This window comes from Amycolatopsis sp. NPDC048633, from assembly GCF_040650695.1.
In the GTDB taxonomy this organism is placed as follows: domain Bacteria; phylum Actinomycetota; class Actinomycetes; order Mycobacteriales; family Pseudonocardiaceae; genus Amycolatopsis.
The window spans coordinates 77,381-93,792 of record NZ_JBEZHS010000027.1 but is presented as its reverse complement, the minus strand read 5'-3'; the positions used below and the strand labels follow the sequence as shown (position 1 = coordinate 93,792).

12 protein-coding genes are annotated in these 16,412 nt (G+C 69.8%); 4 read left to right on the top strand and 8 right to left on the bottom strand.

Features of this window, described 5'->3' with window-relative positions; translation table 11 throughout:
- Nucleotides 1-2 precede the first annotated feature (2 nt).
- From AB0C38_RS35530 to AB0C38_RS35500, 7 genes are all read right to left on the bottom strand, one after another.
- Nucleotides 3-3,929, bottom strand: a complete 3,927-nt coding sequence (locus AB0C38_RS35530) for a tetratricopeptide repeat protein (RefSeq protein ID WP_360681983.1) — start codon at nt 3,927-3,929, stop codon at nt 3-5.
- A gap of 336 nt (nt 3,930-4,265) precedes the next feature.
- A complete protein-coding gene (locus AB0C38_RS35525) occupies nt 4,266-4,766 on the bottom strand; it encodes a putative immunity protein (RefSeq protein WP_360681981.1) in 501 nt (166 codons plus the stop codon).
- A 38-nt stretch (nt 4,767-4,804) separates the two neighbouring features.
- The gene (locus tag AB0C38_RS35520; RefSeq protein WP_360681980.1) at nt 4,805-5,950 is read right to left on the bottom strand and encodes an FAD-dependent oxidoreductase; all 1,146 of its coding nucleotides are present in this window, start codon (nt 5,948-5,950) and stop codon (nt 4,805-4,807) included.
- Nucleotides 5,947-6,267, bottom strand: coding sequence for a bifunctional 3-phenylpropionate/cinnamic acid dioxygenase ferredoxin subunit (locus tag AB0C38_RS35515; protein ID WP_360681978.1), 321 nt, complete (start codon nt 6,265-6,267; stop codon nt 5,947-5,949). The genes AB0C38_RS35520 and AB0C38_RS35515 overlap by 4 nt, the downstream gene beginning before the upstream one ends.
- 183 nt (nt 6,268-6,450) lie before the next feature.
- Nucleotides 6,451-8,109, bottom strand: a complete 1,659-nt coding sequence (gene betA / locus AB0C38_RS35510; protein WP_360681976.1) for a choline dehydrogenase — start codon at nt 8,107-8,109, stop codon at nt 6,451-6,453.
- A gap of 9 nt (nt 8,110-8,118) precedes the next feature.
- Complete coding sequence (locus AB0C38_RS35505) at nt 8,119-9,684, bottom strand: amino acid permease (RefSeq protein ID WP_360681974.1); 1,566 nt, start codon at nt 9,682-9,684, stop codon at nt 8,119-8,121.
- A gap of 27 nt (nt 9,685-9,711) precedes the next feature.
- Entirely contained in the window at nt 9,712-11,172 is a 1,461-nt protein-coding gene (locus tag AB0C38_RS35500; protein WP_360681973.1) for an aldehyde dehydrogenase family protein, read from the bottom strand.
- Between the two features lie 91 nt (nt 11,173-11,263).
- Here AB0C38_RS35500 and AB0C38_RS35495 point away from each other — a divergent pair, with 91 nt between their 5' ends.
- Together AB0C38_RS35495 and AB0C38_RS35490 are read left to right on the top strand one after the other, a co-directional pair.
- Nucleotides 11,264-11,845: a TetR family transcriptional regulator gene (locus tag AB0C38_RS35495; protein ID WP_360681971.1), complete on the top strand. Its 582-nt coding sequence runs from the start codon at nt 11,264-11,266 to the stop codon at nt 11,843-11,845.
- A 259-nt stretch (nt 11,846-12,104) separates the two neighbouring features.
- On the top strand, nt 12,105-13,226 hold the full coding sequence (locus AB0C38_RS35490) for an aromatic ring-hydroxylating dioxygenase subunit alpha (protein WP_360681970.1): 1,122 nt from the start codon (nt 12,105-12,107) through the stop codon (nt 13,224-13,226).
- Here the strand turns inward: AB0C38_RS35490 and AB0C38_RS35485 are convergent.
- On the bottom strand, nt 13,223-13,870 hold the full coding sequence (locus tag AB0C38_RS35485) for a GntR family transcriptional regulator (protein WP_360681968.1): 648 nt from the start codon (nt 13,868-13,870) through the stop codon (nt 13,223-13,225). The two genes, AB0C38_RS35490 and AB0C38_RS35485, sit on opposite strands and share 4 nt — an antisense overlap.
- 57 nt (nt 13,871-13,927) lie before the next feature.
- Here AB0C38_RS35485 and glyA point away from each other — a divergent pair, with 57 nt between their 5' ends.
- Nucleotides 13,928-15,199: a serine hydroxymethyltransferase gene (gene glyA / locus AB0C38_RS35480; protein WP_360681966.1), complete on the top strand. Its 1,272-nt coding sequence runs from the start codon at nt 13,928-13,930 to the stop codon at nt 15,197-15,199.
- Nucleotides 15,196-16,410 (top strand): sarcosine oxidase subunit beta family protein, encoded by a 1,215-nt coding sequence (locus AB0C38_RS35475; RefSeq protein WP_360681964.1) that lies wholly within the window; start codon nt 15,196-15,198, stop codon nt 16,408-16,410. The genes glyA and AB0C38_RS35475 overlap by 4 nt, the downstream gene beginning before the upstream one ends.
- Nucleotides 16,411-16,412 lie beyond the last annotated feature (2 nt).

The following is a 16,412-nucleotide window of genomic DNA, read 5'->3' as shown; positions in this document are numbered from 1 at the left end:
CCTCATTCGAAGCTGCAGGATCGCTCGTTTTCGTCGTCGCCCAGCTGTCGGTACCGCACGCGGGCCCGCTCAAGACAGCGCGTGGCCTCCGCGGTGGCGCCGTCGAGGCGGTGGGCCTCGGCCAGCGCGCGTTCCGCGTCCGCGAGACGGGCGGCGTCGCCCATCGCCCTCGCCCGGTCCGCGCTGTCCAGCAGGAGCGCGACCGCGTCAGCGTGCCGGCCGCGCTCGGCGGTGACGGCGCCCAGCCGCCGGAGCTGGTCGGCGATCCCGGGCGGGTCGCCGAGCTCCTCCCTCGTACGCAGGCTCTGTTCGTGGACCTCGGCCGCGCCGGCGAGGTCGCCCGTGCCGCGACGGTGCTCGGCGAGCTTCGCCAGGGACTCGGCGTAGCCGGCGAGGTCGAAGAGCCGCCGGTTGAGGTCGCCTTGCGCGGCAAAGGCGCATTCGGCGCGTTCGGAGTCACCCAGCTCCCGCGCGACGTCGGCGCATTCCCCGAAGTTCGAGGCCGCGTACCAGGGGTCTTCGAGTTCTTCCGTCCGGGTGAAGCTCTCGCGGAGCAACTCGATGGCTGTCGTCCGGTCGCCCATGGCGGCGTGCACACGGGCGAGCTCCGCCAGCGCGAGCGCGACGGCCCCCTGGTCCTCGGCGGCGCGTTCGAGCTCCAGCCGTGCTCGGCTCGCGGCCCTGGCCTGCTGGAAACCACCGGCACGGAGGTGGGTCCGGGTCAGCGCGGCCAGGATCCTGCTCCGCCGAGAATCACCGTTGCGAGCACAGAGGGCGGCAGCCGCGGAGTACGTCCAGCGCGCCTGGTCGTACCGGCCCCGTTCGTGGTCGATCTCGCCGAGCAGGATCAGGAACCGGACCCGGTCCGCGTCACTGTCCACCGAGCTGGCCGTGGCCAGCCCCAGCCGGGCGTCGACCGCGGCTTCGGTGAACCGTCGCAGTCCGCTGAGAACCGAGACGAGCCGGCCGCGCAGGTCTCCGGCATTGGCGAAGTCCCCGATGGCGGTGGCCAGGTCGAGCTCGGCGCGCAGCAGGTCGAGCGCTTCGGCACCGCGGCCTTGGTTGACCATCGCTTCGGCGGCGAGGTGCCTGAGGTGGAGGAGCCGTCCTCGAGCGCCCGCTTTCTCCAGCGCGGCCGAGGCGGAGTCGCGACACCGCGCCGCCTCGTCGAACCGGTACTGGTCGGTGTAACTCCTGACCAGCCAGACCACGCCTTCGCGTACGGCGCTGGTGACGTCCGAAGGGCCGGCGAGAAACTCTTCGACCAGCGGGCGTGCCTTGGCGAAATCGCGGCGGTGGACGTGGAGGCAGGCGATGAGGAAGGTCAACTGCGTGGCACCGTACCGATTTCCCTCCTGCCGACGCAGGTCGAGCGCGCGTTCCAGGCAGACCTGGGCGTCGTCGAACCGCCCGGCCCATTGGTGCACGTCGGCGATGTCGGTGAGGCTCCAGCCGCGCCGGTACGAATCCGTTCCCATTTCCGAGCGGACGGCCAGCGCTCGTTCGAAGACATCGATGGCCTCGCGGTTGCGGCCGAGCCCGGCCCTCAGGTTTCCCAGAGTGTCCAAGGTGTAGGAGGTGGATCCCGAGTCACCCTGCTCGGAATAGATCCGCAGGAGATGGTGCGCGTGAGTCGTGGCCTCCGCGTATCGCCCGCAGTCCCGGTACACGTCCACGAGCGACGAGATCGCCTCGGTACGAAGCTGGTTGCTGTCGGCCAGCTCCGCGTATTCCTCGAGACAAGCGGCGGCTTGCCGGACACGACCTTGCTCGGCGTAAGCGAGACCGAGTGCCTGGACGGCACGGCCTTCGACTTCCGGGCGTTGCCCGCGTGCTCGTTCTCGCTGCTCGCGCAGTACCGCGATGGCCTGCCGGTGGTTTCCGGTGTGGGTGTGGAACGCGCCTCGCGCGATCAGCGCGGAAATCGTGAGTGCGGGGTCTCCGGCCGCCTTGGCGACCGCCACGCGCCGGGCGAGGTAGCCTTCGCAAGCTGCGTAGTCGCCTGCCGTCCGGGCCGCTTCGACCAGTTCGTACAAGACCGGCAGTTCTTCGTAAGCCGTCGCGCCCTCGTCCAGAAGAATCCGGTGCGCGGCTCGCTGTGCTTCGTGAGCCGGCGTGCCGGCTCCGAACTGGCCGAGGATGCTGCCGCGCAGGCTGATGGTTCTGGCCACGCTGATCGGATCGTCGAGGGTGCCGTAGATGGCCTGCGCTTGGTCGACGCAGTCGATCGCGGTCGCCACGTGGCTGCGGTTGCGGTCGGCTCCGGCGCGGCGGACGAGTGAGTCCGCTTCGAACCAGGTGTCACCGAGACGTCGCCAGATCTCCAGGGCCTGCTTCAGGCTGGCCGCAGTTTCGACGAAGAGGAACTGGTATCCCTGGACGTCGGCGAGAAACACCCAAGCGCAGGCTTCGGACCGGGCATCGCCGAGCCGGCGCTGCATGCTCAGCGCGGCCTCCGCGGTCTCCCGCGCGAGTTTGACCCGGCCACTCACGAGGTGCGCGTCGGCGAGGTGTCTCAACGCGGCCGCGTGGTCGGCCGGGGCCAGCCGGGTGACGAGAGTTTCGAGTTCGTCCGGGTCGGGCTCGTCTCTTGCGCCGGACAGCGCTCTGGCCAGGTGGAGCTGGACGCGGACCTTGATCCTCGACACCTCTGCGGTCGTTCCCAGCGCTGCTGTCAGGGTCCTTTCCCAGTCGTCGAAATCGCGTCGCTGCCGGAAGAAGGGCGATAGCAGGCACGCCAGCTCGGGTTCGTCGCCGTCGAGGACCGCGGCCACCAGGTTGCCGCGTTCCAGGTCCAGCCAGCGGATCGCGTCGCTGCACCGGCGGAAGTGCCGGTCGACAGCCAGGCTCGAGTCGAACCACGACGTCGCCTGCGCGACCCGGTCGCGATACCAGGTCAGTACGCGGGCCGCCGCGGTGAAATCCGCCGAGTTCGCCTGCCGTTTCGCGTAGAGGCGCAGCAAGTCGTGGAGCCGGTAGCGGGCCGGCACGTAGTGGTCAGCCAGGTTCGCCCTGGTCAGCTCTTCGAGCAGCTTCCTCGTCGTGGGGGCGGAAGTGCCGCTCAGCACGCAGGCGGCTTCGAAGCCGATGTCCGGCCCGGGCTGCGTGCCGAACTGCCGGAACAGCGCAGCCGCGCCGGGCGTCAGCGAGCGGTACGACCACGAGAACACCGACTCCAGGTTCGTGTGGGGATCGCCCGCGTCCAGGGCGGCGAGCCGGTCGTCTTCGACGCGCAGCTCGTCGGCCAGGAGCCGCAGCGGCAGGCCCGGGTCAGCGGCGGCCCGGGCCGCGGTGATCGCCAAGGCCAAGGGGAAGCCGGCGCAGGAGCGGAGCAGCGACTCGGCCGCCTCGGGTTCGGCGTCGACCCGGTCGGCGCCCAGCCGGCGAACCAGCAATGAGCGGGCTTCGGTGGAGGTCAGCACGTCGAGGTTGACCAGGTGCGCGCCGTCCCGGGCGACCAGCCCGGCGAGCCGGTTGCGGCTCGTGACGATCACAGCGCACGTCGGGCTCCCCGGCAGCAGCGGCCGGACCTGGGCGGCGTCGCGCGCGTTGTCCAGGAGCACGAGCATCCGCCGGCCGGCCAAGATGCTTCGGAACAACGCCGACTGTGCTTCCTCGTCCGCGGGAACGGCTTCCATCGGCACCCGGAGAGCCGCGAGGAAGCCGCGCAGGGCTTCGGTGGCCGCCATGGGAGCGGCGGTGGGCTCGAACCCGCGCAGGTTGACGTACAGCTGCCCGTCCGGGAACCGGTCCGCCGCCCGGTGGGACCAGCGCACCGCGAGCGTCGTCTTGCCGATGCCGGCGGCGCCGTCGATCGCCGAGATCACCACCGCTTCCGGGCGATCCCCGGTCAGCAGCCGGTCAAGTTCACCGAGCTGCGTCGCGCGCCCGGAGAAGCCCTCGGTGACCAACGGGAGCTGACGCGGCACGGGAATACCCGGTGGCGACGGTAAATGGAGGTGCACTCCACCTTCGGCCGATCCCTTCTGCGCGAAGGTGCCGGCGGAGCCCGGCATGCTCTTGTGAATCGCCACCATTCCTCCCGGCCACGTCCGACAACGACAGTGTGCTCGCCCGTCACGCGATGCATCCAAAGTCTGGCAACGCCAGCACATTCACCCGAATGGCAGGTCGTGTCGGTACTTACGGCTCCTCGGGAAGACCGGCCGAGGCCGAGCGACTGTGCAGGCAGGGAACAGCACGGGAAGAACACCTCCGAGCGGCCGCAACTCCGGAAGATGATCCAGAAGCACAGCCTCGGCGGGTCACGCTCGGAGAGCGGATTCCAGCTGCCGGTGCAGTTCGCCCAGGCGGGTTCGGCCCGGCTTGCCCTCCGGGAAGCGGCGGAGGATGTCGGACACCGCAGCAGGTGCGTGGTCGAGGGCCCAGCGGACCTCCGCTTCCGCGTCGCCGCCGGACAGTTCGGACGCCAACGCCGCTTGCTGCGCGGGTCCGACGATGTGCTTCACCTGGTGCGGTGACGCCAACGGGTGCAAGTACGCGGCACCCGCCGCACCGACCGCGGCGCGAGCGGCAGCGGCCGCCACAGCGTCGGAAGTCGAGCCCGCGGCGGACAGCGCAGCCCACGCCACTGTGCGAAGCAGCTTCGTCCGCGAAGCCCCCGAAGCGAACTCCCGCGCCGCGTCGATCGCCGCAGCCGGACGCGAGTCACCCGGCACCCGGGATTCGTACAGCGGCAGCACCCGGGCGGCGCAGTCGGCGGCCCAGCCCGTCAACGCACGCAGCTCGTCCTGAGTCAGCTCCATGCGGGTGAAGCGTATCTTTGAATACCCGGTTGAGACTTTCAGACGACCGCCGGGCGCCGCAGCGCCTGCCGCCGGAGACGGTTGAACAGCTTCGCGTTGTTCAGCGCGAACACGCCGACCGTCGCCCCGTCCCGCTCGAAGGTCGCCACGAACGACGAGTCCGACGGGCCGCCTTCCACATACGTCAGGGTGTCGTCCGGCCGAGGGTGTCCCGCCAGCTGCAGGGTTCCCGCGTACTGGTCCGACCAGACGTACCCGCTCGGGACGTACGTGCGTTCCGTCCGGCCCGCGAGGAGGTTGCCGATCGCCACCGGGGCCTGTTCCGACGCGTTCGTCCAGTGCTCGTGCCGCCGCCCGGCGCCGTCGGCGTGATACCGGGCGACGTCGCCGATCGCCACCACCTGGGGCAGCCCCGTGACCAAGCCCGCGTCGGTGTGGACGCCGTTGCCGACCTTCACCCCCGAGCCCGTCAGCCAGTCCGTGGCCGGGGTCATGCCGACGCCCACCATGACCACGTCGGCCGGCACGAGCTCACCGGAAGCCAGCTCGACGCCGGCCGGAGAGAGACCCGAAACCTGGACACCGCAGCGCAGGTCCGTGCCGTGGTCGGCGTGCAGCCGGGCGCACACCGCGGCCAGCTCGGGCCCCAGCACCGGGGCCAACGGCGCGTTCAAAGCTTCCAGGACGACCACGTCGAGGCCGAGAGAACGGCACGTCGAAGCCACCTCGGCCCCGATGAACCCGGCCCCGACGATCGCCACGCGCACGCCGGGCACCAAGGCCGCGCGCAGCGCCAGCGCGTCGTCGAGAGTCCGCAGCGTGTGGGCCCGCTCGAAGCCCGGCAGGGTGCGGGCGCGGCCGCCGGTGGCGATGACGACGCCGTCCGCGTGCACCGACCCGCCGTCCGACAGGAGCACTCGACGCGCAGCGGGCTCCAAAGCCGTGGCCCGCACGCCGAGCCGGAAGTCCAAAGCCAGCGACGCGAGGTCCCCCGCGTCGAGCAGTTCCAGCGAAGCGGCCGAGGCCGTCCCGGCGAGGAACGCCTTCGACAGCGGCGGCCGGTCGTAAGGCAGGTGCGCTTCCGAACCGATCAGCACGATCCCGCCGTCGTAGCCCTGCGCACGCAGCTCCTGCGCGGCGCGGACCCCGGCGAGCGACGCGCCGACGACCGCGACGCGCTTCACGCGGCGTCCTCGCGAGCCACGCCCTGCACGTAGATGACGCCTTCGTCGACGACCACGGAGTACGTGCGCACCGGCTCCTTCGCCGGCAGGCAGCTCGGCATGCCGGTGCGCAGGTCGAACAGGGCCGCGTGCAGCGGGCACTCGACGAAGCAGCCCTCGAGCCAGCCGTCGGCCAGGGAGGCGTCCTGGTGGGTGCAGGTGTCGTCGATGGCGTACAGGTCCCCGTCCTCGGTGTTGAACACCGCGATGGCGGGCGGCCCCGGGATCCGGACGGACTCACCCGGGGGCAGCTCGTCCACCGTGCACGCGCGAATCATGACGCCTCCGAGACTGTTGCGCATTGGGGAACATCAACTGTGATCCGCAACAAAGTCTGAATCCCATGATGGACGTCGTCAAGGGGGTACGCCCCGGTAGTTTCCGTTACCCGCTAACGGATAATCCGGGCACCACGAAGCGCCCGTACCGGGGACGGCGGTACGGGCGCTACGACGTCCGGGCTAGTTCTCCCCGTGCCGGTAGAACGGCGTCTTGATCGGGGCGAGCGGGGTGTTGCCGAGGATCAGGTCGGCGGCCTTCTCGGCGGTCATCATCACCGGCGCGTAGATGTTGCCGTTGGGGATGTAGGGCATGACCGACGCGTCGACGACGCGCAGGCCCTCGGTGCCGTGCACCCGCATGGTCTGCGGGTCGATCACCGAGCCGTCGTCCACGCCCATCTTGGCCGTGCACGACGGGTGCAGCGCGGTCTCGGCGTCCTTCGCGACCCAGTCGAGGATCTCGCGGTCTGTGTCCACTCGAGGCCCCGGCGAGATCTCCCCGCCGTTGTACCGGTTCATGGCGGACTGGTTGAGGATCTTCCGCGCCACCCGCACGGCTTCGATCCACTCCTTGCGGTCGTTCTCGGTCGACAGGTAGTTGAACTTGATCGCCGGGTGCTCCCGCGGGTCGGTCGAGGTGAGCTTCACCGAGCCGCGGGTGTCGGCGTACATCGGGCCGACGTGCACCTGGTAGCCGTGGCCCTCCGTGGGCGCCGAGCCGTCGTAGCGGATCGCCACCGGCAGGAAGTGGAACATCAGGTTCGGGTACTTCACCTCGTCGTTGGACCGGACGAACCCGCCGCCCTCGAAGTGGTTGGTCGCGGCCGGGCCGTTCCGCAGGAACAGCCACTGCGCGCCGATGTAGGGCCGCTTCCACTTGGCCAGCGACGGCTGCATCGACACCGGTTCCTTGCAGGCGTACTGGATGTACACCTCCAGGTGATCTTGGAGGTTCTCGCCGACACCCGGCAGGTCCTTCACGACGTCGATGCCGAGCTTCTCCAGGTCGGCCGCGTTGCCGACGCCGGAGAGCTGCAGCAGCTGCGGGCTGTTGATCGCGCCGCCGCAGAGGATGATCTCCTTGCCGTACACCTCGCCCGGCACACCGCGGCCTTCGCTGTACTCGACGCCGATCGCGCGGGTGCCGTCGAAGAGGATCTGCGACACGAAGGCGTGCGTCTTCACCGTGAGGTTGGGCCGGTTCTCCACCGGGTGCAGGTAGGCACCGGCGGCCGAGAGCCGGCGTCCTTTTCGGACGTTGCGGTCGAACGCCGCGAAGCCCTCCTGCCGGTAGCCGTTGACGTCGTCGGTGCGCGGGTAGCCCGCCTCCTCGGCGGCGTCGAAGAACGCCTGGAACAAGGGATTGCTGGCCGGACCACGCTCCAGTTCCAGAGGCCCGTCGTGGCCGCGCCACTGGCCGTCCGGGGCGTCGGCGAGGCAGTTCTCCATGCGCTGGAAGTACGGCAGGCAGTGCGCGTAGTCCCAAGTGGACATCCCCGCGTCGCCGGCCCAGCGCTCGTAGTCCATCGGGTTGCCGCGCTGGAAGATCATCCCGTTGATGCTGGACGAGCCGCCGAGCACCTTGCCGCGCGCGTGGTAGATGCGGCGGCGGTTCATGTGCGGCTCGGGCTCGCTGCGGTAGCCCCAGTCGTAGAACTTCGACCCGATCGGGAAGGTCAGCGCGGCCGGCATGTGGATGAAGACGTCCCACTTGTAGTCGGACCGCCCCGCCTCCAGCACCAGGACCTTGTTCGACGGGTTGGCGGAGAGCCGGTTCGCCAGCGCGCAGCCCGCCGAGCCACCGCCGACGATGACGAAGTCGTAGGTATCGGAACTCATGGGGCCTCCTCAGCCGGGTAGTGAATCCGGGGCGTCGTCGGGCATGTGCTCGGGGCTCGTGTGCGACGAACCCCAGGTACCGCGCCGGATGTAGAGCATGATCGCACCGATGATCACGATCAGCCCGGTGACGATCACCGCGCCCCACTGGAAGTACCAGTGGTCGTCGCCGTAGACCTCGGCGCGCGGCCAGATCAGGTTGACCGTCATCGCGCCGCCGTAGACGACCGCGACCAGGTTCACCAGCGTGCCCCAGCGGCCGAGCTTGAAGTACGGGCCGTGCCCGGGACGCGGCCACTGCCCGCGCAGGCGGCGCAGCAGCAGCGGACCGGTGACCATCAGGTAGGGGATGTAGAACAGGATGATCGCCGTCGAGGTCAGGATGAAGAACGCCCGCTGGTTGCCCAGGTTGATCAGCAGCACCACGATGGTGAGGCCGCCGGTGAGCAGCGCCGGCAGGACCGGCGTCTTCGAACGCGGCGACACCTTCGCCATCGCCTTGCTGAACGGCAGCCGGCCGTCGCGGGCCATCGCCCACGCCATCCGGATCGCCGCGGTCTGCACGGCCAGGCAGCACACCGTGATCGCGATCGCCGAACAGATCAGGAAGGCGTTGCCCAGCCCGGTGCCCAGCGTGCTCTTCAGCAGGTAGGGCATGCCGGACGTGCTCAGCTCCTCGGCGTTGATGTCGCCGACGGCCATCATGCCGACCAGCATCACCAGGCCGCCGACGATGAACGACGCCGTGATCGCCCGCAGGATCGCGCGCGGCGCGTGCTTGCGCGGCTGGGTGGTCTCTTCGGCGAGCGAACCCGCGGTGTCGAAGCCGTAGAAGACGTACGCGCTCATCAGCGACGCCACCAGGAACGCCCCGAGGTACCCGAGCGAGTGACCGTCACCCGTGGCGTGCGTCTCGAAGACCACCTGCGGGCCACGCTTGATGTGCACGGCCAGCGCGATGATCAGCAGGATGACCGCGGACAGCTCCACCGCGACGCCGAAGTTGTTGATCTTCGCCATCAGCTTGACGCCGATGACGTTCACGATCGTGGCGAACACGACCAGCACCAGGGCCAGGATGATGGCGTTCTGCGCGCCGCCCGGCGTCGACGTCAGGCCGGCGTCGGAGTCGCTGCCGACGATCTGGAACGCGGTCGAGACCTGCGGCAGGATGATCTGGTAGGCCACCGCGACGGCGCCGGCGGTGACGATGGCGCCGATGATCATGATCCAGCCGGCGAACCACGACGTCGCGGGCTTTGCGATCTGTTTCGCCCACTGGTACACCGAGCCGGCGAGCGGGAATTGGCCGGCGAGCTCGGCGAAGCAGAGCGCGACGGCGAGCTGGCCGATGAAGACCAGCGGCCAGGTCCAGATGAACGCCGGCCCGCCCGAGCCGAAGCCGAAGAAGAACAGCTGGAACACGCCGGTCATGATCGAGATGTAGGAGAACCCGGCGGCGAAGCTGGAGAAGGAGCCGAGGGAGCGTTCGAGCTCCTGGCGGTAGCCGAACTTCTCGAGGTCGGAGCTGTCGTCCGGGGCAGGCCCCCCGCCCGCCTTTTCTTGCGTGGTCATGGCAATGTCCTCACGTGGGGGAAGGGGTCAGCCCTTGAACCAGTGCTGCGGAACGGGATCGATGTTCTGGTAGACGTGCTTGCTCTCCTGGTACTCCGCCAGCCCGGACGGTCCGAGCTCGCGGCCGATGCCGGACCGGCCGAACCCGCCCCACTCCGCCTGCGGCAGGTAGGGGTGGTAGTCGTTGATCCACACGGTGCCGTGGCGCAGGGCCCCGGCGGCCCGCTGGGCGCGGGACGCGTCCGACGTCCACACGGCCCCGGCGAGCCCGTACTCGGTGTCGTTGGCCAGGGCGATCGCGCCGGCCTCGTCGGTGAAGCGTTCCACGGTGACGACCGGGCCGAAGACCTCTTCCCGGACGACCGCCATGTCCCTGGTGCAGTCGCTGAACACTGTCGGGCGGAGGAAGAAACCGCTTTCGTACTCGGCGCCTTCGGGGCGCCCGCCGCCCGCTCGGAGCGTCGCGCCGGCTTCGATCGCGCCCTGGATGTAGCCCTCGACCTTGGCGCGGTGCTGCGCCGAGACGAGCGGGCCCGTCTCGGTGGCGGGATCGAGGCCGTCGCCGACCCGGATCCGGTCGGCGCGCGCGGCGAGGTCCGCCACGAACCGGTCATGGATCTCATCCTGGATGATCAAGCGCGCGCCCGCTGAGCAGACCTGTCCCGAATGGACGAACGCGGCCATCAGCGCGTAGTCGAGGGCGGTGTCGTAGTCGGCGTCGGCGAAGACCACGTTCGGGTTCTTGCCGCCGAGTTCGAGGGCGACGCGGCGGACGCCCTTCGCGGCGGCCGTCATGATCTTCTCGCCGGTCGCGTAGCCGCCGGTGAAGGAGACGAGGTCCACGGCCGGGTGCTCGACCATGGCCGCGCCGACGTGACCCGGCCCGAGCAGGAGGTTGACGACGCCGGGCGGGGTCCCGGCCTCTTCGAGGAGGGCGACGAGCTTGATCGTCGTCAGCGGGGTGACTTCGCTGGGCTTGAGCACGACGGTGTTGCCCGCGGCCAGGGCGGGCGCGACCTTCCAGGACATCTGCAGCAGCGGGTAGTTCCACGGCGCGATCAGGGCGCAGACGCCGACCGGCTCGTGCACGATCCGGCTGACGACGCTCGCGCTGCCCGCGTCGACCAGGCGTCCGGCGTCCTTGCCGGCGAGGTCGGCGTAGTAGCGGAAGACGTTCGTCACGTCGTCGATGTCGATGCGGCCTTCGCTGAGCGTCTTGCCGGTGTCGAGGCTCTCGGTGCGGGCCAGTTCCTCGCGGTCGCGGACGAGCAGGTCGGCGGTGCGCCGGAGCAGTTCGCCGCGCTCGGTGGCGGTGGTCTGGCGCCACGGGCCCTGGTCGAACGCCCTCCTCGCGGCTCTGACGGCGGCGTCGACCTCCTCGCGGCCGGCCTCGGCGACCTGCTCGATCACCTGGCCGGTGGCGGGGTTCAGCACGTCGGAGTGCGTTCCGGCGTCCGTCCAGACGCCGTCGATGTGGAGGTCCTTCATGCGGCCCCTTCCGGATCGGCAGTGGCTGCGTGGCGCGTTGAGTGCGTACATTTGTACGCGAAGCGTGTACAGATGTCCACAAGGGGGCTCGATGGCGAAGACCGAACCCGGCGCGACCCGGCGTCGTGGCCCGAACGACCCCGAGCGGCGGGCCCGGATCGCCAAGGCGGCGATCGAGGTGGTCGCCCAGCGGGGCATCGACGGGCTCACGCACCGCGCGGTCGCGGCGGCCGCCGACGTCCCGCTCGGCTCGACGACCTACCACTTCGCGACCCTGGACGACCTGCTCGAAGTGGCCCTCCACGAGGCCGCCGAGAAGAACGTCCACGCGTTGAAGGAGTGGGAGTCGGCGCTCCCGCCGGACGCCGACTTCGCGGCGGCGCTCGCGGACCTCGTCATGGGGTACATCAACGAGCAGTACCGGGACACGGTCGTGGAGTACGACCTGTACGTCGCGGCGCTGCACCGCCCCCGGCTGCGGGCGGCGAGCGCGGCCTGGGACGAAGCGCTCATCGCGTTCTTCGGCTCCCGCACCGACCCCCTCACCGGCCGTCTCCTGGCCGGTCTGTTCTGCGGCCTGCTGATGCAGGCGGCCCTGGCCGACCCCCGCCCGACCCGCGCGGAGATCGAAACCCTCTTCCGCCGAGCCATCCACGGCCCCGCCAACCCGTAACTCGCGTGTTCGAGCACGGAACTCGCGTGATTGAGGCCGGAACTCACGAGTTCCGGTCCCAATCACGCGAGTGCGGGTTCTGATCACGCGAGTTACGGATCCGGTCACGCCGTATGGGTGAAACCTGCCCGAAACCTGTGGTGGGCGTTGAAAAACCTGTCTTGACATCGCTGCGGGGTGGCAGTCACTCTGTTTCGGGGTGAGCAACAAGACGCGTTATGCGCAACTCCCGAACTGATCCGCGGAGAGGACCACGCCGGTGACCACTACCGATCTCCCGCCGAGCCTGCTGGCCACGCTGCCCGGCACCTACTACACCGACCCGGCGATCTTCGCGCTGGAGCAGGCGAAGATCTTCGAGGCCGACTGGTTCTGCGCCGTGCGCAGTGCGGACCTCGCCGGGCCCGGGTCGTTCGAGACCGTCCAGGTCGGCAAGGAGAGCGTCCTGGTCTCGCGGGGCCGGGACGGCAAGCTGAACGCGTTCCTCAACGTCTGCCGCCACCGCGGTGCCCGCCTCTGCACCGACGACTCCGGCACCGTGAAGCGCGCCTTCCAATGCCCCTACCACGCCTGGACGTACGGGCTCGACGGCAAGCTGATCGCCGCGCCGAACCTCACCGGCATGCCGGACGTCGACCGCACGACGTTCGGGCTCACCCGCGTCCACCTGCGCGAGTGGCTCGGGTACGCCTGGGTCTGTCTCGCCGAGGGGCCACCGCCGTTCGACGGGAGTGTGGTCGCCGCGGTCACCGAACGGCTCGGCGGCGCGGACGCGATCGAGGCGTACGGCGTCGACGGCTTGGCGCTGGGCAAGCGCATCGAGTACGACGTGAAGGCGAACTGGAAACAGATCATCGAGAACTTCATGGAGTGCTACCACTGCGCGACGATCCACCCGGAGCTCACCGAGGTCCTGCCGGAGTTCGCCGACGGCTACGCCGCGCAGTACTACGTCGGCCACGGCGCGGCGTTCGGCGGCGACGTCCGGGGCTTCACCGTCGACGGCAGCGAGGGTGTCGACCGGCTGCCCGGGGTCACCGAGGACCAGGACCGCAAGTACTACGCGATCACCGTCCGGCCGCAGGTCTTCGTCAACCTGGTGCCGGACCACGTGATCCTGCACCGGATGTTCCCGCTGGCCCCGGATCGGACGCTGGTCCGCTGCGACTGGCTCTACCTGCCCGGCGTCGTCGAGTCGGGGCGCGACCTGACGCGCTCGGTCGAGCTGTTCCACCGCGTCAACCTGCAGGACTTCGAGGCGTGCGAACGCTGCCAGCTCGCGATGGACTCGCGCGCCTACGCCGGCGGCGGCGTGCTCGTGCCCAGTGAGCACCACATCGGCGAGTTCCACGACTGGGTTCGCGGCCGGCTGGGGCTTTAGATCAACGCCCGGATGGCGGCCTCGAACCCGGCGACGTGCTCGAGCGTGAGCGCGGCGGCCTTCTCGGCGTCGCCTTCGATGATCGCGGTGAGGAGTGGGATGTGTTCGTCGACGTGGCCGGCCATCCCGGACAGCCGGGGCACGAACACGCACCAGATCCGGGTCGCGAGGTTGTCGTACCGGATCAGCGTGTCCTCGAGGAACGGGTTGTGCACGCACCGGTAGATCGCCCGGTGCAGGGCGAGGTCGGTGCGCAGCAGCTCGGCGTTGTCCCCGGCCGGGACGCCGGCGTCGAGCTGCGCGCGCAGCTCGGTGAGCGTGGCCCGGTCGGCCGCGGTCGCGCGCTCGGCCGCGGTGGCCGTCGCCATCGGCTCCAGCGTGCGGCGGACCTCGGAGATGTGTGCGAGGTCGGAGATGTGGACGTCGGTGGCGAACGTGCCCCGCCGCGGATAGGCGACGACCAGCCGCTCCGACTCGAGGCGCTTCAGTGCTTCGCGGATCGGCGTGCGGCCCATGCCGAGCGTGCTGCCCAGCCATTCCTCGTTGATGGGGGAGCCGGGCCGGATGTCGAGCATGACGAGCCGGTCGCGGATGAAGACGTACGCCTGTTCCGCCAGCGATGGGGCATTGACCTGTGGGTGCACGCCGCTTAGCCTACATCGACGATTGATATATCAGAAGTCGACCAGACGGAGTTTTGGATGACCTCGACGATCGACCCAGTGCTCAACCGCTCCTTGGCCGACTACGACCCGGCGGTGGCCGACGCGATCGGCGCCGAGCTGCACCGGCAGCAGTCGACGCTGGAGATGATCGCCAGCGAGAACTTCGCCCCGGTGAGCGTGCTGCAGGCGCAGGGCTCGGTGCTCACCAACAAGTACGCCGAGGGCTACCCGGGCCGCCGGTACTACGGTGGCTGCGAGCAGGTCGACGTGCTGGAGCAGCTCGCCATCGACCGGGTGAAGGCGCTCTTCGGCGCCGGTTTCGCCAACGTCCAGCCGCACTCGGGCGCCCAGGCGAACGCGGCCGCGATGGCCGCGCTCATCAAGCCCGGTGACAAGATCCTCGGCTTCTCGCTGGCCCACGGCGGGCACCTGACGCACGGCATGCGGATCAACTTCTCCGGCCTGCTCTACGACGTCGCCGCCTACGAAGTGTCCGAAAAGGACTTCCGGGTCGACATGGCCGAGGTCGCGCGGCTGGCCCGCGAGCACCGGCCGAAGCTGATCATCGCCGGCTGGTCGGCCTACCCGCGGCAGCTGGACTTCGCCCGCTTCCGCGAGATCGCCGACGAGGTCGGCGCGTACCTGCTGGTCGACATGGCGCACTTCGCCGGGCTGGTCGCGACCGGCCTGCACCCGTCGCCGGTGCCGCACGCGCACGTCACGACGACGACCACGCACAAGACCCTCGGCGGCCCGCGTGGTGGCGTGATCCTGACGAACGACCCCGCCCTGGCCAAGAAGGTCAACTCCGCGGTGTTCCCCGGCCAGCAGGGCGGCCCGCTCGAACACGTCATCGCCGCCAAAGCCGTCGCGTTCAAGATGGCGTCCGAACCGGAGTTCGTGGAACGCCAGCAGCGCACCCTGCGCGGCGCGAAGCTCCTCGCCGAACGGCTCATGCTCGAAGAGGACATCTCCGTGTTGACCGGCGGCACCGACGTCCACCTGGTGCTCGCCGACCTGCGGAACTCCGAGCTGGACGGCAAGCAGGCCGAGGACCGGCTCCACGAGGTCGGCATCACCGTGAACCGCAACGCCGTCCCGTTCGACCCGCGGCCGCCGATGGTCACCTCCGGCCTGCGGATCGGCACCCCGGCCCTGGCCACGCGCGGCTTCGGTGACGCCGAGTTCCGCGAAGCCGCCGACGTCATCGCCGAGGCGCTCAAGCCCGGCTACGACGTCGAGAAGCTGCGCGCCCGGGTCACCGCGCTGGCCGAAGCGTTCCCGCTCTACCCGGGGGAGGCCCGATGACCGACCTGCCCGAGCACCCCGACTTCCTCTGGGACAACCCGGACCCGAAGCCGGCTTACGACGTGATCGTCGTGGGCGGCGGCGGGCACGGCCTCGCCACCGCGTACTACCTGGCCAAGGTGCACGGCATCACGAACGTCGCCGTGCTCGAGAAGGGCTGGCTCGCGGGCGGCAACATGGCCCGCAACACCACGATCATCCGCTCCAACTACCTCTGGGACGAGAGTTCGGGCATCTACGAGCACTCGCTCAAACTCTGGGAGGGCCTCGAAGAGGACCTCGGCTACCCGATCCTGTTCAGTCAGCGCGGGGTGCTGAACCTGGCGCACAGTCTCCAGGACGTCCGCGACAGCGTCCGCCGCGTCGAAGCCAACAAGCTCAACGGCATCGACGCCGAATGGGTGGACGCGGCAGGCGTCAAGGAGATCTGCCCGATCGTCAACACTTCGCCGGACGTCCGCTACCCGGTGCTCGGCGCGACCTTCCAGCCGCGCGCGGGCATCGCGAAGCACGACTACGTGGCCTGGGGCTTCGCCCGCGCGGCGCACGCGATGGGCGTCGACCTCATCCAGAACTGCGAGGTCACCGGCATCTCGACGGTGAACGGCCGGGTCACTGCGGTCGAGACGTCGAGGGGCCGGATCGCCGCGGGCAAGGTCGCGCTGTGCGCCGCCGGGCACTCGTCGGTGCTGGCCCGCATGGTCGGCCTGGACCTGCCGCTCGTGTCACACCCGTTGCAGGCCTTGGTGTCCGAGCTGCTGGAGCCGATCCACCCGACGGTCGTCATGTCGAACGCCGTGCACGTCTACGTTTCCCAGGCGCACAAGGGTGAGCTCGTGATGGGCGCCGGCATCGACAGTTACAACGGCTACGGCCAGCGCGGCTCGTTCCACATCATCGAACAGCAGATGGCCGCCGCGCTGGAGCTGTTCCCGGTGTTCGCGCGGGCGCACCTGCTGCGGACGTGGGCGGGCATCGTCGACGTCAGCCCGGACGCGTCGCCGATCGTCGGGCTCACCCCGGTCGAGAACCTGTTCCTCAACTGCGGCTGGGGCACCGGCGGTTTCAAGGCCACGCCGGGGGTCGGTGACGTCTTCGCCGCGACCATCGCGCGCGGGAAGCCCCATGAATACGCCGAACCGTTCACTTTGGACCGGTTCACCACCGGTGCCCTCGTCGACGAGCACGGCGCCGCCGCCGTCGCGCATTAGGA